The 18,864-nt window shown below is 53.1% G+C and carries 17 protein-coding genes, 1 tRNA gene and 6 pseudogenes; 18 read left to right on the forward strand and 6 right to left on the reverse strand.

Annotated elements, in window-relative coordinates; genetic code table 11:
• Positions 1-24 precede the first annotated feature (24 nt).
• Both TU86_RS18005 and TU86_RS18010 read right to left on the reverse strand, forming a co-directional pair.
• On the reverse strand, positions 25-237 hold the full coding sequence (locus tag TU86_RS18005; RefSeq protein ID WP_003179963.1) for a cold-shock protein: 213 nt from the start codon (positions 235-237) through the stop codon (positions 25-27).
• A gap of 274 nt (positions 238-511) precedes the next feature.
• A complete protein-coding gene (locus TU86_RS18010; protein ID WP_048365674.1) occupies positions 512-832 on the reverse strand; it encodes a hypothetical protein in 321 nt (106 codons plus the stop codon).
• Between the two features lie 363 nt (positions 833-1,195).
• Between TU86_RS18010 and thrS the strand changes: the two genes are divergently transcribed.
• From thrS to TU86_RS18055, 9 genes are all read left to right on the forward strand, one after another.
• The gene (gene thrS, locus TU86_RS18015; protein WP_048365675.1) at positions 1,196-3,118 is read left to right on the forward strand and encodes a threonine--tRNA ligase; all 1,923 of its coding nucleotides are present in this window, start codon (positions 1,196-1,198) and stop codon (positions 3,116-3,118) included.
• The gene (gene infC / locus TU86_RS18020; RefSeq protein ID WP_169916631.1) at positions 3,118-3,669 is read left to right on the forward strand and encodes a translation initiation factor IF-3; all 552 of its coding nucleotides are present in this window, start codon (positions 3,118-3,120) and stop codon (positions 3,667-3,669) included. The genes thrS and infC overlap by 1 nt, the downstream gene beginning before the upstream one ends.
• A 59-nt stretch (positions 3,670-3,728) precedes the next feature.
• Positions 3,729-3,923: a 50S ribosomal protein L35 gene (rpmI, locus tag TU86_RS18025; protein WP_003442181.1), complete on the forward strand. Its 195-nt coding sequence runs from the start codon at positions 3,729-3,731 to the stop codon at positions 3,921-3,923.
• A gap of 28 nt (positions 3,924-3,951) precedes the next feature.
• Positions 3,952-4,308: a 50S ribosomal protein L20 gene (gene rplT / locus TU86_RS18030; protein WP_047275143.1), complete on the forward strand. Its 357-nt coding sequence runs from the start codon at positions 3,952-3,954 to the stop codon at positions 4,306-4,308.
• A gap of 109 nt (positions 4,309-4,417) precedes the next feature.
• A complete protein-coding gene (gene pheS, locus TU86_RS18035) occupies positions 4,418-5,434 on the forward strand; it encodes a phenylalanine--tRNA ligase subunit alpha (RefSeq protein ID WP_048365677.1) in 1,017 nt (338 codons plus the stop codon).
• Between the two features lie 26 nt (positions 5,435-5,460).
• A complete protein-coding gene (gene pheT / locus TU86_RS18040) occupies positions 5,461-7,839 on the forward strand; it encodes a phenylalanine--tRNA ligase subunit beta (RefSeq protein ID WP_048365678.1) in 2,379 nt (792 codons plus the stop codon).
• Between the two features lie 3 nt (positions 7,840-7,842).
• Positions 7,843-8,145: an integration host factor subunit alpha gene (ihfA, locus tag TU86_RS18045; RefSeq protein ID WP_002553164.1), complete on the forward strand. Its 303-nt coding sequence runs from the start codon at positions 7,843-7,845 to the stop codon at positions 8,143-8,145.
• Positions 8,126-8,482 (forward strand): MerR family transcriptional regulator, encoded by a 357-nt coding sequence (locus TU86_RS18050; protein ID WP_047275136.1) that lies wholly within the window; start codon positions 8,126-8,128, stop codon positions 8,480-8,482. The genes ihfA and TU86_RS18050 overlap by 20 nt, the downstream gene beginning before the upstream one ends.
• An 83-nt stretch (positions 8,483-8,565) precedes the next feature.
• A tRNA-Pro gene (locus TU86_RS18055) sits at positions 8,566-8,642 on the forward strand.
• An 87-nt stretch (positions 8,643-8,729) separates the two neighbouring features.
• Here the strand turns inward: TU86_RS18055 and TU86_RS18060 are convergent.
• Positions 8,730-9,588 (reverse strand): annotated as a pseudogene (locus TU86_RS18060) (tyrosine-type recombinase/integrase); the annotation flags it as partial.
• Here TU86_RS18060 and TU86_RS23375 point away from each other — a divergent pair.
• The 9 genes and pseudogenes from TU86_RS23375 to TU86_RS23745 all read left to right on the forward strand — a co-directional run bounded on the left by TU86_RS23375 (position 9,532) and on the right by TU86_RS23745 (position 15,534).
• Positions 9,532-9,720: pseudogene (locus tag TU86_RS23375) on the forward strand (tail protein X). The pseudogenes TU86_RS18060 and TU86_RS23375 sit on opposite strands and share 57 nt — an antisense overlap.
• A gap of 165 nt (positions 9,721-9,885) precedes the next feature.
• Positions 9,886-10,311, forward strand: coding sequence for a hypothetical protein (locus TU86_RS23380; RefSeq protein WP_048365679.1), 426 nt, complete (start codon positions 9,886-9,888; stop codon positions 10,309-10,311).
• A gap of 35 nt (positions 10,312-10,346) precedes the next feature.
• Positions 10,347-11,252: a hypothetical protein gene (locus tag TU86_RS18070; RefSeq protein WP_239658828.1), complete on the forward strand. Its 906-nt coding sequence runs from the start codon at positions 10,347-10,349 to the stop codon at positions 11,250-11,252.
• Positions 11,249-11,638: a hypothetical protein gene (locus TU86_RS18075; RefSeq protein ID WP_048365680.1), complete on the forward strand. Its 390-nt coding sequence runs from the start codon at positions 11,249-11,251 to the stop codon at positions 11,636-11,638. Before TU86_RS18070 ends, TU86_RS18075 begins: the two co-directional genes overlap by 4 nt.
• 104 nt (positions 11,639-11,742) lie before the next feature.
• Positions 11,743-12,522 (forward strand): annotated as a pseudogene (locus TU86_RS18080) (contractile injection system protein, VgrG/Pvc8 family); the annotation flags it as partial.
• A complete protein-coding gene (locus TU86_RS18085; RefSeq protein WP_420876384.1) occupies positions 12,437-12,820 on the forward strand; it encodes a lysis system i-spanin subunit Rz in 384 nt (127 codons plus the stop codon). The pseudogene TU86_RS18080 and the gene TU86_RS18085, both read left to right, overlap by 86 nt.
• 206 nt (positions 12,821-13,026) lie before the next feature.
• Positions 13,027-13,446: pseudogene (locus tag TU86_RS18090) on the forward strand (DNA adenine methylase); the annotation flags it as partial.
• 1,044 nt (positions 13,447-14,490) lie between these two features.
• Positions 14,491-14,601 (forward strand): annotated as a pseudogene (locus TU86_RS23740) (hypothetical protein); the annotation flags it as partial.
• A 228-nt stretch (positions 14,602-14,829) separates the two neighbouring features.
• On the forward strand, positions 14,830-15,534 hold the full coding sequence (locus tag TU86_RS23745) for a methyl-accepting chemotaxis protein (RefSeq protein WP_420865077.1): 705 nt from the start codon (positions 14,830-14,832) through the stop codon (positions 15,532-15,534).
• Positions 15,535-16,093: 559 nt separating this feature from the next.
• Here TU86_RS23745 and TU86_RS18100 read toward each other — a convergent pair.
• From TU86_RS18100 to TU86_RS18110, 3 genes and pseudogenes are all read right to left on the reverse strand, one after another.
• On the reverse strand, positions 16,094-16,612 hold the full coding sequence (locus TU86_RS18100) for a cysteine hydrolase family protein (protein WP_048365682.1): 519 nt from the start codon (positions 16,610-16,612) through the stop codon (positions 16,094-16,096).
• Between the two features lie 273 nt (positions 16,613-16,885).
• Positions 16,886-17,140, reverse strand: a pseudogene (locus TU86_RS18105) (transposase domain-containing protein); the annotation flags it as partial.
• A gap of 151 nt (positions 17,141-17,291) precedes the next feature.
• Positions 17,292-18,128: an MliC family protein gene (locus TU86_RS18110; protein WP_048365683.1), complete on the reverse strand. Its 837-nt coding sequence runs from the start codon at positions 18,126-18,128 to the stop codon at positions 17,292-17,294.
• Positions 18,129-18,864: the final 736 nt, after the last annotated feature.

An 18,864-nucleotide genomic window follows, 5' to 3' on the forward strand; every position in this document is an offset into this window, starting at 1 on the left:
GGGGTTTTTTTGTTCGAAGGAGATTTACTCCGGACGAACCTGCGCAGCTTGCATACCCTTTTGGCCTTTCTCAGCCACGAAGGAAACAGTCTGGCCTTCTTTCAGGCTTTTGAAACCGTCGCTTTCGATAGCTTTGAAGTGTACGAACAGGTCGTCACCGCCACCTTGAGGAGTGATGAAGCCGAAGCCTTTTTCATCGTTGAACCATTTTACGGTGCCGGTTTGGCGATTAGACATGGTGTATCTCCAAGAAACTTATATTTTCAGTAGTACTGTGTTGCTCAGGCCAACTGGGCACACTTGGCTATCATAGTCGAAATGTACGGTTTGGAACCCCCCCTGAGTCACAGTTTGCACAATTGTTAGCGTGTATGTGTTGCTGAAAACCGCCATGGCCCCCATTTTATGGGGGCTTGGGGTCGAAAAACGCTTTAAAAAAAAGCTGCTGTGAATGATTTTTTTTTTAAAGATAAGTGCTTTTTAAGTCGTTTTTACTCACGAAAGCACTTGCTCAGCCTTTGGTCGCGGGCTTTTTCTCAGCGCGGCAGGTCTGAATTGCATCCAGGGCTTTGGTGCGTAGTTCGACACTAGGCTGAGTGGTCTTGCTCATTAGCTGCGTGATTTCGGCAGTCGAAAACTTTTCGGATAATTTGTCAGCACCGCAGGCGCAATGCTGTTGAGCTGTCTTTACATCGACGCTTTGGCTGGCGGCTGCAACGCAGTCCTTCATGTAGTCATTTTTAGCGCCTGCAGGCCAGTTATCGGCGTGAGCGCTTAAAGGAATAAGCAGTGCCAGAGGGGCAGCGAAAGCAAACAGAGGATTCAAGCGCATGTGATGCTCCTTCTTGGACATTTAAGTCGAACGTGATTCACGGTGTATTTGAGGGCACAAGTGCAGCTCAAGTTCAGCATTATGCAAAAAAGGCAGCGTGAAGCGTTGAATGCCGGGGTACGCTGCATCAACCAGGCATCTGTGCTAGCATGCCGCCCTTGGCTTTTTTCTCGGTGCATTCAGTGTTAGCCCCGGAACAGAGCCATATACCCTTTTTGATTTGAACTCCAGTCACTCTGGTTCGGTAAATGGTTGGCCGCAAGGCTCCTGCCACTGTGAGGCAGGCTCACCACCGAATCGCGTACTGGCTCATCCCAACCCACGTGACCTTTGGTAGGGGTCACCACTAGGAGAGGAGGCGCCATGCCAACTATTACTCTTCCCGACGGCAGTCAACGTTCGTTCGATCATGCAGTCTCTGTTGCCGATGTTGCAGCATCGATTGGCGCAGGTCTGGCAAAAGCCACCGTGGCCGGCAAGGTCAACGGCAAACTGGTTGATGCGTGCGATCTGATTGAAAATGACGCCACTCTGCAAATCATCACGCCTAAAGATGAAGAGGGGCTGGAGATCATTCGTCACTCTTGCGCCCACTTGGTAGGCCATGCAGTGAAGCAGCTGTACCCAACGGCCAAAATGGTCATTGGTCCTGTCATTCAGGAAGGTTTTTACTACGATATTTTCTATGATCGTCCCTTCACGCCGGATGACATGGCTGCTATCGAGCAGCGTATGCAGCAGCTGATCGAGAAAGACTACGACGTGATCAAAAAGGTCACGCCTCGCGCAGAAGTTATCGAGCTGTTCTCTGAGCGCGGTGAAGACTACAAGCTTCGCCTGATCGAGGACATGCCCGATGAGCAGGCGATGGGCCTGTACTTTCACGAAGAATACGTCGATATGTGTCGTGGGCCTCACGTGCCTAATACGCGCTTCCTGAAATCCTTCAAACTGACTAAATTGTCGGGCGCTTACTGGCGCGGCGATGCCAAGAACGAGCAGTTGCAGCGTATTTACGGCACCGCATGGGCGGATAAAAAGCAGCTGGCAGCCTACATCCAGCGTATCGAAGAGGCTGAAAAGCGCGATCACCGTAAAATCGGCAAACGCCTGGGTCTGTTCCATACACAAGAAGAAGCGCCGGGCATGGTGTTCTGGCACCCGAATGGCTGGACGCTGTATCAAGTGCTTGAGCAATACATGCGCAAAGTGCAGCGTGATAACGGTTATCTGGAGATCAAGACGCCTCAGGTTGTGGATCGCAGCTTGTGGGAAAAGTCCGGTCACTGGGCTAACTATGCTGAAAACATGTTCACCACTGAGTCGGAAAACCGCGATTACGCGATCAAGCCGATGAACTGTCCGTGCCATGTGCAAGTTTTCAATCAAGGCCTGAAAAGCTACCGTGAGTTGCCGCTGCGTTTGGCTGAATTCGGTGCTTGCCACCGTAACGAGCCGTCGGGTGCTTTGCACGGCATCATGCGGGTTCGGGCTTTTACGCAAGACGATGCGCATATTTTCTGCACAGAAGAGCAAATGCAGGCGGAGTCCGCAGCGTTCATCAAGTTAACGCTGGATGTTTACGCAGATTTCGGTTTCAAAGACATCGAGCTGAAGCTTTCGACGCGCCCGGAAAAGCGCGTGGGTTCAGATGAGTTGTGGGATCGCGCTGAGAGCGCGCTGGCTTCAGCCCTTGATAGTGCTGGCCTGGCGTATGATTTGCAGCCGGGTGAAGGTGCTTTCTACGGACCCAAGATTGAATTTTCTTTGAAAGATTGTCTGGGTCGTGTCTGGCAGTGTGGTACCTTACAGCTCGATTTCAACCTGCCTATCCGTCTTGGCGCAGAATATGTGTCTGAAGACAATAGCCGCAAGCACCCTGTCATGCTGCATCGCGCGATCCTCGGATCGTTCGAGCGTTTCGTCGGTATTCTGATCGAGCATTACGAAGGTGCGTTCCCTGCGTGGCTAGCGCCAACTCAGGCAGTGATCATGAATATCACTGATAAACAGGCAGAATTTGCTGCTGAAGTTGAAAAAATTCTCAATCAGAGCGGATTTCGTGCCAAGTCTGACTTGAGAAATGAAAAGATCGGCTTTAAAATCCGCGAGCATACTTTGCTCAAGGTTCCTTATCTCTTGGTTATCGGAGATCGGGAAGTCGAGATGCAGACTGTCGCTGTGCGTACACGTGAAGGTGCTGACCTGGGCTCTATGTCCGTCGCGCAATTCGCTGAATTCCTCGCACAAGCGGTTTCCCGGCGTGGTCGCCATGATTCGGAGTAATTATTATTAAGCGTGAAATGAGACAAGATAAACGAGCTGCACCGAAAGCCCCGATCAACGAGAATATCTCTGCACGCGAGGTTCGGTTAATTGGGGCTGAAGGCGAGCAGCTTGGGATTGTGTCAATTGAAGACGCGCTTCTTAAAGCTGAAGAGGCCAAACTGGATTTGGTGGAAATTTCCGCTGATGCAGTACCCCCAGTTTGTAAGCTGATGGACTACGGCAAATCGATCTTCGAAAAGAAGAAGCAGGTTGCCGCTGCAAAGAAAAACCAGAAACAGATCCAGGTTAAAGAAATCAAGTTTCGTCCAGGGACGGAGGAAGGGGATTACCAGGTAAAACTGCGCAACCTGGTACGTTTCCTGAGTGATGGGGACAGGGCCAAGGTATCGTTACGATTCCGCGGCCGTGAGATGGCCCACCAGGAGCTGGGTATGGAACTGTTGAAGCGGGTTGAAGCTGACCTCGCGGAATACGGTACCGTCGAACAGCATCCTAAGATGGAAGGACGCCAGCTGATCATGGTCATCGCCCCGAAAAAGAAGAAGTAATCAATTGGGCACGGCAGGCCTTCTGATTATGTTTATCAACTGAATGCGGAGTACCGAACATGCCAAAGATGAAAACTAAAAGTGGTGCTGCTAAGCGGTTTCTGAAAACTGCTAACGGCATCAAGCACAAGCACGCTTTCAAGAGCCACATCCTGACCAAAATGTCGACTAAGCGTAAGCGTCAACTGCGCGGTAGCAGCTTGCTGCATCCGTCTGACGTGGCAAAAGTGAAGCGCATGCTGCGCCTTTGCTAATTTCGGTCAAGAATAGAGGAAGTAACTCATGGCTCGTGTAAAGCGTGGCGTTGTCGCCCGTAAACGTCACAAAAAAATTCTGAAACTGGCTAAAGGCTACTACGGCGCACGCTCCCGCGTATTCCGTGTTGCCAAGCAAGCGGTAATCAAGGCAGGCCAATACGCCTACCGTGACCGTCGTCAGAAAAAACGTCAGTTCCGCGCTCTGTGGATCGCTCGTATCAACGCTGGTGCACGTATCAACGGTCTGTCTTACAGCCGTTTCATCGCCGGCCTGAAAAAAGCGTCCATCGAGATCGACCGTAAGGTTCTGGCTGATCTGGCAGTGAACGAAAAAGCGGCGTTTGCTGCGATTGTCGAGAAAGCTAAAGCCACTTTGGCTTAAGTACCCCCGACAGTCATCCGGGCCTACCTGTGTGAGCTCGGATACTAAACGTCATAAATAGGGGAAGAGCCTTTAAGCTCTTCCCCTATTTTGTATCTGGAGTCTGTACATGGAAAACCTGGATGCGCTGGTCGCCCAAGCACTAGAGGCTGTGCAAAGCGCGGAAGACATCAATGCCCTGGAGCAAATCCGGGTTCTGTACCTTGGCAAGAAAGGTGAGTTGACTCAGGTGATGAAGACCCTGGGGAATTTGCCTGCAGAGGAGCGTCCGCAAGTCGGCGCCCTGATCAACGTTGCCAAGGAGCGTGTAACAGAGGTTCTCAATGCGCGTAAGGCACTGTTTGAAGAGGCTGAACTGGCCGCCAAACTGTCTGCCGAATCCATTGACGTGACCCTGCCTGGCCGCGGCCAGACCTCAGGCGGTCTCCATCCGGTCACCCGGACTCTGGAGCGCATTGAGCAGTTCTTCACTCATATTGGCTACGGCATCGCCGAAGGCCCGGAAGTTGAGGACGATTACCATAATTTTGAGGCGCTCAACATCCCAGGCCATCATCCGGCCCGGTCGATGCATGACACCTTTTATTTCAATGCGAACATGCTGTTGCGCACCCATACCTCACCGGTACAGGTCCGCACCATGGAATCCAAGCAGCCCCCGATTCGCATCGTCTGCCCAGGCCGTGTTTATCGCAGCGACTCCGATATCACTCACTCGCCAATGTTCCACCAGGTAGAGGGCTTGTTGGTCGATCGTGACATCAATTTTGCTGACCTCAAAGGCACTATCGAAGAGTTCTTGCGGGTATTTTTCGAAAAAGAACTGGCTGTTCGTTTCCGTCCTTCGTACTTCCCGTTCACAGAGCCATCGGCCGAAGTTGATATGGAATGCGTGATGTGCAGCGGTAAAGGTTGCCGCGTTTGCAAGCAGACCGGTTGGCTTGAGGTTATGGGGTGCGGCATGGTTCACCCGAACGTGCTGCGTATGTCCGGGATTGACCCGGAAGAGTTCTCGGGCTTTGCCTTTGGTATGGGGGTAGAGCGTTTGGCCATGCTGCGTTACGGCGTGAACGACTTGCGTCTGTTCTTCGACAACGACTTGCGGTTTCTTGCGCAGTTTCGCTAGTCGTAACGGATTCTTAGGAGAGCAGAATGAAATTCAGTGAACAATGGCTGCGTGGTTGGGTTAATCCGCAGGTAAGTCGAGATGAGCTGGTTGCTCGTCTGTCGATGGCGGGTCTTGAGGTTGATAGTGTTACCCCGGCTGCCGGTGTTTTCAGTGGTGTTGTGGTGGGTGAGGTGCTGAGCACTGAGCAGCACCCTGATGCCGACAAGCTGCGCATTTGTCAGGTCAGTAATGGTGCCGAAACTTTTCAGGTCGTTTGCGGAGCGCCGAATGTGCGTCCGGGTCTGAAAATACCGTTTGCCATGTTGGGTGCCGAACTGCCGGGCGACTTCAAAATAAAGAAGGCCAAGCTACGCGGCGTTGAGTCAAACGGCATGCTGTGCTCGCAAGCTGAGCTGCAAGTCGGTGAAGGCAATGACGGGCTGATGGAGCTTCCAGCCGATGCGCCGGTGGGTGAGGATATTCGTGCCTACCTGCAGCTTGAAGATGCCAGCATTGAAGTCGATCTGACCCCGAACCGTGGTGACTGCCTCTCGTTGGCAGGTCTGGCCCGTGAAGTGGGCGCCTTATATGCTGCCCAAGTGACGCGTCCAGTTGTAGCACCTGTTGCTGCCGTACACGACGAAGTCCTCCCAGTCGACGTGCTTGCCCCGCCAGCATGTCCGCGCTACCTGGGCCGTATCATTCGTAACGTGGATTTATCACGGCCTACACCCTTGTGGATGGTTGAGCGTTTGCGTCGCGCCGACGTACGCAGTATCGACGCGGCCGTGGATATTACCAACTATGTGATGCTTGAGCTGGGGCAGCCGCTTCATGCGTTTGATCTCGCTCAGATCCATGGCGGTATCCGAGTGCGTATGGCTGAGGAGGGAGAGAAACTGGTACTCCTTGATGGTCAGGAAATTACCTTGCGTAGCGATACGCTTGTAATTGCTGATCATCAGCGTGCGTTAGCCATAGCGGGTGTCATGGGTGGCGAGCACAGCGGTGTAACCTCAACAACACGTAACATCTTCCTTGAAAGTGCGTTCTTCGATCAGATCGTTGTAGCGGGTAAAGCCCGTTCGTATGGTCTGCACACGGATGCTTCGCACCGTTATGAGCGCGGCGTGGACTGGAAGCTGGCGCGTGAGGCTATGGAGCGAGCCACTGGCTTGCTGCTAGACATCGCGGGCGGTGAAGCGGGTCCGATCATCGAAACCGTCAACGAACAGTACTTGCCGTCGATTGCCCCTATAACTCTGCGGGCCGCGCGTATCAGTCAGATGCTTGGCATGGAGATGGACCCGGCTGAGGTTGAGCGCTTGCTGCGCGCACTGGGTCTGACCGTCACAGCAGAAACCGCAGGGCAGTGGCGCGTAGAAGTACCTAGTCACCGCTTTGATATCAGTCTTGAAGTCGACTTGATTGAAGAGCTCGCGCGATTGTACGGCTACAACCGCCTGCCGGTTCGCTACCCGCAAGCTCGCTTGGCGCCACAAGCCAAAGCTGAAGCACGCAGCGACCTGCCAGAGCTTCGTCGCCTGTTAGTCGCACGCGGTTATCAAGAAGCCATCACCTATAGCTTCATCGATCCTAAGCAGTTCGAGCTATTCAGTCCGGGTGTTGAACCCTTGCTGCTGGCTAACCCGATTTCTAACGACATGGCGGCGATGCGTGCGTCCTTGTGGCCAGGCTTGATCAAATCGCTGCAGCACAACCTCAACCGTCAACAAGATCGTGTTCGTTTGTTCGAAAGTGGACTGCGTTTCGTGGGGCAGTTGGAAGGCCTGAAGCAAGAGCCAATGTTGGCAGGCGTAGTCTGTGGCTCGCGCTTGCCAGAAGGCTGGGCGCAGGGTCGTGATACTGTGGATTTTTTCGATGTTAAGGCAGACGTTGAGGCTGTTCTTGGATTCGCAGGTGCTCTGAATGCTTTCACTTTTGTGCCTGGCAAGCATCCGGCGCTGCACCCGGGTCAAACCGCTCGTATCGAGCGCGATGGTCGAGAGGTGGGGTATGTAGGTGCAGTCCACCCTGAGCTGTCAAAAAAGCTGGGCCTCGATCGACCTGTATTTGTCTTTGAGATGGTATTGGCTGAAGTTGCCTTGGGTAAAATGCCTAAATTCCAAGAACTCTCGCGCTTTCCCGAAGTGCGTCGAGACTTGGCGTTGATTGCTGATTGCAACGTAGCGGCCAGCGATGTCCTGAAAGTCATTCGTGAAAATGCAGGAGAGTGGCTGACAGACCTAAGGCTTTTTGACGTTTATCAAGGTAAAGGTATTGATCCAAATAGAAAAAGCCTTGCAGTTGGCTTGACCTGGCAGCATCCATCGCGCACTCTTAATGACGATGAGGTGAATACTACTACGCAAAATATCCTCACCTCGCTCGAACAAAGGTTGAACGCCACGTTAAGGAAGTGACGTATGGGGGCTCTGACGAAAGCTGAGATGGCGGAACGTCTTTATGAAGAGCTAGGCCTGAATAAACGCGAAGCCAAAGAGTTGGTTGAGTTGTTTTTCGAAGAAATCAGGCACGCTCTTGAAGACAATGAACAGGTCAAGCTGTCAGGTTTTGGCAATTTTGATCTGCGTGACAAGCGACAGCGGCCTGGCCGTAATCCGAAAACGGGAGAGGAAATCCCGATCACGGCACGCCGTGTGGTCACCTTTCGTCCAGGGCAGAAGTTGAAGGCCCGAGTAGAGGCTTATGCTGGAACCAAGTCATAACGACGAGCTCCCGCCAATACCAGGCAAACGCTACTTCGCCATAGGCGAAGTAAGTGAGTTATGTGCGGTTAAACCGCATGTTCTGAGGTATTGGGAGCAAGAGTTTCCTCAACTCAACCCCGTAAAGCGCCGCGGTAACCGCCGGTATTATCAGCGACAGGATGTGCTGATGATCCGGCAGATACGCGCTTTGCTTTATGACCAAGGCTTCACTATTGGCGGGGCGCGTTTGCGTCTTTCGGGTGATGAGGCCAAAGATGACACAACGCAGTACAAGCAATTGATACGTCAAACAATCTCCGAGCTGGAGGACGTTTTGCTGATTCTCCGTAAATAATGCGTGATCAAATGCTTTCGCATTCTGAAAGCATGAGGTATATTCAACAGCGTTTGTTATAGCAAGTCGTTCTAACGCCTAGTCGGGGCGTAGCGCAGTCCGGTAGCGCACTAGCATGGGGTGCTAGGGGTCGAGTGTTCGAATCACTCCGTCCCGACCATATTCTGTAAGGGAATCAAGGGTTTAGGCCCTTGATTCCCTTTCTCGTTTCTGCCTTGCGCAAAACTGGCGCAAAATGCGCGCAAAACTAACCGGTGATTTCGCTGATATTCAGGTCTGGAATCGCATCCGACCAGATCACATCGGCGTGGTCTTTCTGGTAGTTTTTGGTCATGGTCTCGCTGGCATGGCCCGCAATTGTTTGCCCATCCTTACCAGCTCTTTTGTACAGGTGCAGCGACAGCGTGCGCACTTCGTGAAAGCCAGGCATTTCCTCTTCTTTCCAATCCGCATAACAGCCAGCAAGCTCTCGCGCCTCTTTGAAAGAGCGCGTCAAAAACCGATCTTCTACCTTGGTCCAGTGCTCTTTGGTCTGCGCCTGCTTTTGTAGCAGTCGTTGCGGCTTACGATGGATGAGGAAGGGCGAGGCGACGTTGTCACGGCAACGTGTGATAACGGCCTGCAATTCGTCAGTCACCTTGAAACGAATCCACGCAGTATCGCTGGCCTTGGCTGTCTTCTTTGCACTAGGTACAGGTCGCCATTCCGGACGCCATCAAATCGCATGTCCAAAATGTCCGAGCGCCGTTGTGCGGTGATCAGTGCCAAGTCGATGGCGTTCCGTAGTCAACCTGGAGCTACGTCTCGTATTGCCTTGAGGCCTTCGACGGTATGGCGTTTGCGCTGCTTCTTCTCGATACGGTTGATCGTGCTTGATGCCGGATTGTCAGGGCATAAGCCGTTCGATGCAGCATGGTTGAAAATGTCTACCAGCAGCTCGCGGCTTTGATTGGCACTGCGGGGTGTCAAGGTGTCAAGGTGTCGAGTAGTTCTGCAACCATACGAATGGTTATCTGATCGACTGCCTTACCCTCAAAATGCCGTCTGAAGTGTCTGAAGTGTCTGAAGTGAACGGCGTACAGTCCGAGCGTCCCCTTGGCCACCTCAATGGTACGGTCGAGGCCGTGCTCGATGCCAATTAAGGGCTGGCCGATGAGGTGCAGTTTCGGGCGGGGCTGGTTATTCACTTGCCAGATTTGCCCGTGCCGAGTGATGAGGTGGTGCTGTTGTGGGCTTGAACTTCTAGTGCTTCATCGACGAATAAAAGAGATAGACCCTCCGTCATTATGGGAAAGGTCTTATTGACCCTTGGCTGAACTGGCCGATACAGTCCGCGCACTTCAATGGATTGACCTGAACGGGACGCTGCTTTAATCGGCCCTGGTGATTAAGGAAAATACGACATGCACATGCGCCTGATTTATGCAGACGACCGAGAAGAACTTGGGGTTCGTCTCAGTGAGATCGAAGCCCCTTTCTTTGCCAAATTCGAAGTCGAAGACGCTTTATGTAAGCCTTTGCCCACGCTGAGCCTGTTTGATATCCAAACGTATGGCCGACAATTAACCCATGAAGAAATCGTAGACGCCGTAGAAGCGGGCGACATTTTATTGGTTAAAGACGATCCCTTCAGTCCGCTGAGCCAAGACACATTCAACGAGTATTCCCACATCACCGGACGCGGTTGGACGGGCAGTTTCCATATGCCTGTTGAGCAGGAAAAACCGCCGTTGCCGGAAGCTGAACCTATTTTCAAACCGCAACCGCAAGCGCCTGGCTTCTATGTCGTCCCTATGTCGTCCCTAAGAGCACCACGGGCGAAAAGCTAAAAGCGGCTTTATTCTCGGTACAAAATCCCACCGTGATGAGCAAGTTCGATGCGCTGAATCCAAACCTTGGCAAGATCAACGCCGGTACGATGATCGTATTGAGCGACCCGAATAACCTGCAATGCACGCGTGAAGAGGCTGTGCTGATGGACGTTGCGGCCAAGGCTAATGACGTCATCAAAGAAATGACGCCTGAAGAAGCTGACTTCATGGTTCGACATCGAGAAGAAATTGAAACGTTCTCAGGCTATGGTTCAACCGCTATCGGGATCGGTGAAGCGATGTTTGCCAAGCACCTGGATGACATAAAGCACTTATTTAAAGATATCGAAGCGCTGCATGTTAGAACTTTTCGGGTCAATGGCAATTTAAGCTCGCCTGATTTTTTTGCTGAGCGTAAACGTCTTTTAACTCAACTTGATGCCCATCTCACAGCGCTTACCCGAAAAAGTATTGGTTTTGCGGATCATCCGAACTTGAAAACAGCATTGGGTATTTCCAGTCGTAGCCTGGTTCATCGCTGGACAGCGGCAGGCGGTGCTGACCAGATCCCTGGGTATGCAACGCATATTGAGGGCGTGTCCAAAGCGGCCAAGTATTTGAAATATGGTGGTTGGATTGGAACAGGCATTGGTGGTGGAGCCTCGTATATGAAGGTTCAGGATGTTTGCGCGGTAGGAAAAACAGAGAAGTGCAGGAAGATCAGATTTACTGAATCGGGTGGATTTTTAGGCAGTGTTGCGGGTGGCGCGGGGGCAGGATATTTACTGTCAGGAGCTATTGGTGGAGGTCTTTGTGTTGGGCTTACAGCCGCTACTGGTGGGATTGGTGGCTTGGTGTGTGGGATCGTCGTTGTTGGAGCTGGATCTTTTCTCGGTGGTTTTGCTGGAGGGATAGTTGGAGAAATAGGTGGTGAAGTTATTTACGAGAGCGCGAAATGAGCTCTGCTGCATTGATAGTCGGGTATTTGGGTGTCATCGTTGTCGTTAGTTTGCTCATAGGCTTGGCTATTGCCTTGCATATGGCTTACACCCAAATAGACTTGATACTGGGGTGTTTAAAAAACTGTACTGCAATCATGGTTCGCGCCCCGCTTAAGCACGGTGGCCCGTGGGGGAGGCTTTTGCTGATTGGCGGCATTTCAGGCGTTCTAACGTTTCCAAACTCTTATCTAAAAAGAGGCGAATTATGCCCTGAGGATTTGAAAAATTTTCCGATAATGCTCAAGCGAAAGTTGGTTGTCATGCAGTGGGGTATCATTGTTTTGATGATAAGCATCGTGCTGCTGGCATTGATTGGGAAGTCTGACTTACTAAAACAATCATAAATCTAACCGAAGGCTAGGATTTAAATTTCCCTAAATGCTCGCATTTAACACATGAAGCATACACATCTACAGCCCACCTCAGCGTGGGCTTTTTATTATCCGGAATTTTCCGCATTGTCGCTGACGGCGCCGACATCACCGCATTGATCAATGATCGCCTTCTGTTGCTACGCACCACTGACAAACCCGGCATGGAGTCCGACGACTTTGAACTGCGCATCGATGACCGTGATAGCGCCGTGTCATTACCCAGCCGTGGAGCGAGCATCGAAGTATTCCTCGGCTACAGCGGCACCGCCTTAGCCAGCCTCGGGCGCTACACCGTGGACGAGGTGGAGTTGTCCGGTCCACCCGATACGCTGGTGATCCGGGGTAAAGCCAGCGACATGCGCGGCAGTGGCAAGACCACGCGCAGCGGCAGTTGGGAAGGGGTGAGCCTGGCCAGCATCGTCAAGGACATAGCTGCACGTAATGGCTGGTCGTCGGTGTGCCCGGTGGACGCGATAGTGCCGCGTGCTGACCAGCTCAGCGAGTCTGACTTCAACTTCATCAGCCGACTTTCCAAGCAGTTCGACTGCACCGCCAAAGTGGCGGACGGCAAGCTGCTGGTGATGCAGCGCCAAGGCGGTCAAAGTGCGAGCGGCAAAGCCTTGGGCTCAATCACTCTGACCCGCAGCGACGTCAGTCGCTGGCAGTTCCGGCAGGGTGATCGCAGCGCGCACAGGGCGCTCAGCACCAAGCACCAAGACAAGAAAACCGGCAAGTTGGCCATCGTCACTTTGGACTACGACGAAGCCCCTGTCCGATCTGGCCAACACCCAATCAGCGTTAATCCTTGCGGAACAGGGCAAGCGATTCGCCCTGGAGCAGTGGCTGGCAGCCAGCGATCAAGCCCACTATCGAGCCTTGACCGATGCCAAAACTCATCAAACCCGCCTGCGTGATCGCCTTGCTACTGCTGACCTGCGGTTGTCAGTCCTACTCGAGACCCCCGCCACAAATTGTAGTAACGGAATGCAAGCCACCACCGGCCCCGGCGGCGTGGTTCATGCACCCCGTCGAGCCAAACTTGACCCGGCGCATGCTCAACGAATTATCGGAATCACCGGCGAAGGCGACCAAGGACTGATCGCGCTGCAGGCCTGTCAGGCCTACGCCAAAGAAGTATCAGGCACGAAATAAAAGGAGCGGCCGAGCGGGATGCGTCAACATCCAGCCCGGCCACCAAACCCGCAGATTAGCCCTGCAAGCCCAGTCAAGGCTCCTGCTCCGTGCACAAAGCGGAGCGAGCCTGGTACTTGTCTATTCATACAGTAAAGGTCTTGCAAACAATGTCCTCACCCATCATTCCTTGGATGAGCGGCAAACGCCGGCTGGCCGACCGTTTTACCGCCCCCACCGCTCCGGCAATCAACCTGCTGCGCATTGAAGAAAATCTGTCTGCAGCTTGGCAGCGGTTGTCCGGCACCTACGTTGAAAACTTGCCCTGGCTTGAATGTGCCGAGCGCTACGACCGGCCACACACCTTCCACTATATGGACCCGCCTTACTGGCAGACCGCTGGCTACGGCGTGGCCTTCCCGTTTGAAAACTACGAGCGCATGGCTGATTTTATGCGGCGCTGTAAAGGGAAGGTGATGGTCAGCATCAATGACCATCCGGACATTCGGCGGGTGTTTGAAGGGTTTCACTTTGAGACGACTGAGATCCACTACACAACCATGAATAAGCGGCAGGGGAAAGCTGAGGTGACGGGGGAGCTGATTGTTATGAATTGGGTGCCGGAGGCTTTGGGAGGGTTGTTTTAGAGTGTATAGATGGAATCGCTAGCAGTCCGTGACGAAGGGCTGCCATCGGCCGATTCTGTTGAAAAATTCGATTTTCCCCAAACACTCGAATATGGATGGGCGAAAACACCTGTTTTGTACGTTGTCACGTGAAATCCGAGGCCTGAACCTTCTGCCCAAAATTCTGATTTCAATCTCAGGCGCGTACTTTTCTGCGTTGGAAAGCATGGCCGACTTTTTCAACAGAATCGGCTAAAAACTGTCATTCATCTGATCTCCAAACCAACGGAAATCATAGGGAGGACGATAACCGAGAATTGACAAGGCACCAGCGGTCGGACTCCCCTCAAGAACAGCTCGGGCACGCCGATGACGTAGGTGTTAGTTTGCGCGGCTCCGGCCACGAACCGGAACCGCAGACAGGGATGTTTGGACGTCTTTCACGCCTAACCAGGCGTACTTCATTCCTGTCATGAGTATCATCCGATGCTGCAAAAATCCCTGAGAACTCAAATCCTCGCGCTGCTGAGCGGCAGCCTGTTGGCGATGTTGCTGATTGCTTTAGCATGCTTTCATTTCCTGTCCAACGGCGTGCAAAACTACGCCACTTTAATCGAAGGCCCGCTGCACACTTCGCAATTGATCGACGAGGCCAACCTGCAATTCAAGGTGCAGGTTCAGGAATGGAAAAACGTATTACTACGGGGCAAGCAGCCGGCAGAGCTGGATAAATATTGGAAGCAATTCGAAGACCGTCAGCGCGACGTACAGGGGATCCTTGGCGAACTGGCTAACCAGAAAGGACTGGACGGCCAACTCAAGACCCGCATCGACCGCCTGCGTGACGAACACCGTCAGTTGGGCAGCGCTTACCAGAAAGGTCGCGATGCCTATATTGCCGCGGGTGCAGACCCCACTGCAGGCGACGCCGCCGTCAAAGGAGTTGACCGTACCACCAGCGATCAGATGAGCGAACTTGTTGGCGAACTGCGCAAGCAGGGCACCGAGCAATCTACACTGATCAGCGCCGCTGCCAATCGCACGGTGATGCTGGGGATTATCGTGATGCTCGCCTCGGGTCTGTTGATCGGCCTGTTGAGCCTTTGGCTGATCAACCGCAACTTGGTTGACCCCATCCGCAAGCTAATCGACTACGTGGCGCAACTGAGCCAAGGGAAATTTGCCGAACGCGTGGCCAGCAGTCGTGAAGACGAGTTGGGCAAACTAGCCATGGCCGCCAACACTTTGCGCGACTTTCTCGCCGAAACCTTCAACCGCTTGCAGCGCAGCGCCAAGGATCTTGACAGCGCAAGTGGCGAGTTAAACGCCATCGCCGGTCTCATGGCCTGCGGCACTAACGAGCAGTTCAACCGTACCGATCAGGTGGCTACGGCTATGAACGAAATGTCCGCCACCGCCCAGGAAGTGGCTCGTCACGCAGCCGATGCCGCACGCGCCGCCGATGATGCCGACCAATCCGCGCAGCATGGCGAAAAAGTCATGCGGGGTACCATTCACACCATCACCCAAATGCGTGGTGAGATCGCTAACACAGCCACGGTCATCCGTCGGCTGGAAACCGATAGTGGCCGCATAGGCAAGGTGCTGGAAGTGATTCGCGGCATCGCCGAGCAGACTAATTTGCTGGCGCTTAACGCGGCGATCGAAGCGGCCCGTGCCGGTGAAGCCGGACGCGGTTTTGCGGTCGTGGCCGACGAAGTGCGAAACCTGGCCCAGCGTACGGCGGCGTCGATCATCGAAATCAACCAGATCATCCAAACGGTGCAAATCGGCGCGGTGGACGCGGCTCAGGCCATTGAAAGTGGCCAGTCGCGCAGTGAAGAAAGTGTCGCGCAAGTGAATGAGGCCGGAGCGATGCTGCAGCGTATCACCCATGCTGTGGAAGCCATTCGCGACATGAATCGCCAAATTGCCACCGCTGCCGAAGAGCAAACCTCGGTGGCGGAAGACATCTCGCGCAACCTCACCGAAATCACCACGATTGCCAGTACCAACCTGGACAACATGCAGCGCACCGAAGCGGCAAGCCGGAACCTTCACGGGTTATCAGGGCAGTTGAATAAAGTGACGGCACGTCTGAGTGCTTAGCCGGACCGTTAGTGGTTAGATCGGCTTCAGGCAGAGCTGCCATGTTAGAAGACCGAGCCCCGTATTTAGTCATAGCCTTATATGGGGCAAATGCTCTGACCAAAGATTCTCAGCATTTGTGTAACCTTCGGGCGATGATACTTAATCTACTAAACGTATGCTTTTTTTGGTGCCACTTGGGGCCGTTTTTTTGCCAAGTAATTGTGCCAGCAACTGCGGGAGGTCCAATAATTGGGTCTCCGCTCTTTCAAGCGCTGTAACTGCGTAGCGCTGCCAAACCTTTTCAAGTGGCCGCAGGTCAGATTCAGTCAAGGCTTTCTGGCACCCTTGAAAATGGTCATGCCAGGCACCCAAAGTCGAAGCGTTCCGGCAACACATCTGCCGCCCATCAACAAGTGTTGCGGTGTTCGTAGTCTGAAGCGCAGCACCTCGGGCAATTTTCCATCAGTAAAATCGTCCCATCGCAGGCACTCAACGTCTCATTCAGGGCGTGCGGGAATGCACGTAGGGTGCCAGTGCTTACGGCAATTTACGCGCACTCCCGCACTTTCGGGCTCTGCTAGAAGCTCCACTCCTCAGTCCGAACTAGCTTGCAGAACGGGCCGTCAAGAGTTGCATTGTGATGGTTAACGATGTCCTCAGCTTTCATCACTGGCGTGTCTGAACAGGTATGGCCTTCGGCGATGAGTACCGCATCGAAGCCAAGATCACGAGCAGCACGGCAGGTGCTGTCGACGCAGTATTGAGTTTTCATCCCAGTGACTACCACACCGGTGGCGCCACAAGAGCGCAAATTGTCAGCTAGGTCGGTCATTTCAAAGGCATTGGGCCGCCGTTTTTCGAACACCACTTCCCCACCCAACAGCTTCAGTTCTTGTGCAACCATCGTTAGCGGGCTGCCTGGTTCGATGGGAGAACCAGCGGGCCCGATGTGGCGCGCGAGAAAAATCGGAGCGCCTGCACTGCGTGCCTTGTCCATTAAGGTATTCAGTGTTTCCAGCAACTCTTCGCAGCGCCATAGTTTTTCCGGGCCGTGAACAAGCCCGACTTGGATATCGAGTATCAACAGGGCGTACATGGGTGCATCTCCTTGCGTTTGAGCCAGCGACACAAGGGCGTAAAAAAGGCCCTGTCCATCACTGGCGGGCCTTTGAAGTTCGTCTGCTATTGGCTCACGAAACCTCGCACGCTCCGCTTTCAGCGGTCGTGGTGGCGGTGGTCGAGGTGAGGCAATAGGTATTCATTGATCGACACTAGCAATATCGCAGCGAGCTGACCAGCCAGGATCCTAAAGTGAGTGCTTTGGGCGGATGGGGTCGTGTAAGTTTACGGAAATCAGGTCTTGTCTAACTCAAGCGGGCTGCCAGTTATGCGCCAGCAACTGGTAGATGTCACACGCCCGCTGCGTCGGAAGGCGCGTGAGAACATCCTCTAAGTAAATATACGGATCATGCCCGTTCGGAGGCGCCGATTGGATCAGACTCATGATCGCCGCCATGCGTTTTCCGCTGCGTAATGAGCCTGCGAAGAGCCAGTTCCTGCGTCCAAGAGCCTATGGCCGGATCTGGTTCTCTGCCCAGTTGTCTATGGGTACGGCCCCGTCATCATCTGTAGATGTTGGTCGAGATCTGCCAATCCTTGCAGGTAACAGATCACGACCGTCTATTTCTGGCAGGCCTCATCTTTTAACGAAAGCGGCCTCAGGCTACTTGCTAGCTTTCGCCAAAATGCAATTACCCAGCTGACTAAACCGCCGATCAAGACCTTCTTTTGCAATGTAATTCGGGCGCCCCGTATCCCCAAGTGATTATAGTTTTGGCCTGCTGTTCCCAGAGCGTTTCATTGCGCCCAAGATACTTTAAGCCACTGCCACCTGACTGCTGGTACATGAGCGATACGCTGTCGCCACGCTCCGCGATTAATGTCGGCGGATCGGTTTTAAAGAACATGACAGAAACCTCGCTGGCAGGCTTTCCTTCGCATTCGTAATAGAAAGGGCCGATTCCCGGTACCAGTCTGTACCGTGCTTGCAACTCGGCGATGCGACGCTGGTACTCTATGCGCAAGCATGCACCGACGTCATCACTCTTCCAGCAATCGTCGCGACCCTTTATCCATCCACGTTGTTCTGCTTTAAGCCGTGGGGGATGCTCGTTACCGGCCTTGATTCTTGCGCTGTCATAAACTACTGACAGATTGAGATCGAGCGCGGATAACGCCTTGTCCTCACATATCATCGCTTCGATAGCGCCGGGTTTCACATTTGCGCAATCGTAAGAAGGGCCAGGCGTCACATTGGCTGTTGACGATTTCCTCGTACTGCCCTCGGCCCCTTGCATCCCATTGATTTGCTGATCAATGTATTGGCACCACTGATCGGAGCTTCGTTCAGGGACATTTGGCCTATCGCGAACCCTTAATTTGAATTCGATCACCGACTTCCATTCATCGGAGCCTATATCCGGCCCATGCCCTTGCCCGTCAGTTGTATGCAGTATCTTATCGATCGATTCATACCATTGGTGAGTGCATATCGTTTGAGCCTGAGCAACGCCTGTGGCGCCAACCAACAACAAAACCAGATATTTTTTCATGCGTTGTCCTTTTTGATTTAAGCAGTTGCCAAGACCCGGCCTAAGCATGATTCCTTCCCCAGCGTTCGGTTAAAAATATTCGATTTAGCTGAAGACCTACGCCAGTTCTTAGCGGAAAGCAGTAGCTCACACACTATTACTCGCTTTAGTTTAAGGTGGTCCGGTGGGCACATATACAAGCATGCACAAAACCCATCCTACAGCCCACGGTTTACCGTTTGCCAATGCACGAAAATCAGTGATTTCTTTCTGCCAAAATAAATAGATTATTTTTTTAATTACAGTGAGTTACGAAATTTACGCTCGAACATGGGGGGCTAGGGGCCGAGTGTTCGAATCACTCCGTCCCGACCATATTCTTCAATGGCTTTGGACTGGTCCTGCATGTCCATCCCAAAGGCTACAGATCCTGGCAAGTGGTCATCAATTTAGGCCGCGGTAAAAAAATCCATCAGACTTTTTCGCTTCTTAAATACGGTGGTGAGGCGATGGCGTATCAGGCAGCGCGAACGTTCAGGGACGAGATGGTGCTCAGCCATCCTCCACAGCAGCAACACGAGCGGCTATGTGGTGTATACAAGCTGGGTGGCTCAGACGCTCAAGTATGACGGCAAGTATGTGCGCAAGTTCTTTAACGTTGCTCCGCTGGGCGAAGAACAGGCCTTGGCACTTGCCAGCGAGAACAGATTTCCAACCGCCAGTGCCGTAACGTCGGTAGGGAGCGTTTGTATCAGGA

This window comes from Pseudomonas weihenstephanensis (genome assembly GCF_001043055.1).
GTDB lineage: Bacteria > Pseudomonadota > Gammaproteobacteria > Pseudomonadales > Pseudomonadaceae > Aquipseudomonas > Aquipseudomonas weihenstephanensis.

Excerpts from the sequence above, each read along its gene's own strand:
- TU86_RS18005 (WP_003179963.1), bottom strand. The coding sequence starts at position 237 with ATGTCTAATCGCCAAACCGGCACCGTAAAATGGTTCAACGATGAAAAA.
- TU86_RS18010 (WP_048365674.1), bottom strand. The coding sequence starts at position 832 with ATGCGCTTGAATCCTCTGTTTGCTTTCGCTGCCCCTCTGGCACTGCTT.
- thrS (WP_048365675.1), top strand. The coding sequence starts at position 1,196 with ATGCCAACTATTACTCTTCCCGACGGCAGTCAACGTTCGTTCGATCAT.
- rpmI (WP_003442181.1), top strand. The coding sequence starts at position 3,729 with ATGCCAAAGATGAAAACTAAAAGTGGTGCTGCTAAGCGGTTTCTGAAA.
- rplT (WP_047275143.1), top strand. The coding sequence starts at position 3,952 with ATGGCTCGTGTAAAGCGTGGCGTTGTCGCCCGTAAACGTCACAAAAAA.
- pheS (WP_048365677.1), top strand. The coding sequence starts at position 4,418 with ATGGAAAACCTGGATGCGCTGGTCGCCCAAGCACTAGAGGCTGTGCAA.
- pheT (WP_048365678.1), top strand. The coding sequence starts at position 5,461 with ATGAAATTCAGTGAACAATGGCTGCGTGGTTGGGTTAATCCGCAGGTA.
- ihfA (WP_002553164.1), top strand. The coding sequence starts at position 7,843 with ATGGGGGCTCTGACGAAAGCTGAGATGGCGGAACGTCTTTATGAAGAG.
- TU86_RS18050 (WP_047275136.1), top strand. The coding sequence starts at position 8,126 with ATGCTGGAACCAAGTCATAACGACGAGCTCCCGCCAATACCAGGCAAA.
- TU86_RS23380 (WP_048365679.1), top strand. The coding sequence starts at position 9,886 with ATGCACATGCGCCTGATTTATGCAGACGACCGAGAAGAACTTGGGGTT.
- TU86_RS18070 (WP_239658828.1), top strand. The coding sequence starts at position 10,347 with ATGAGCAAGTTCGATGCGCTGAATCCAAACCTTGGCAAGATCAACGCC.
- TU86_RS18075 (WP_048365680.1), top strand. The coding sequence starts at position 11,249 with ATGAGCTCTGCTGCATTGATAGTCGGGTATTTGGGTGTCATCGTTGTC.
- TU86_RS23745 (WP_420865077.1), top strand. The coding sequence starts at position 14,830 with ATGTCCGCCACCGCCCAGGAAGTGGCTCGTCACGCAGCCGATGCCGCA.
- TU86_RS18100 (WP_048365682.1), bottom strand. The coding sequence starts at position 16,612 with ATGTACGCCCTGTTGATACTCGATATCCAAGTCGGGCTTGTTCACGGC.
- TU86_RS18110 (WP_048365683.1), bottom strand. The coding sequence starts at position 18,128 with ATGAAAAAATATCTGGTTTTGTTGTTGGTTGGCGCCACAGGCGTTGCT.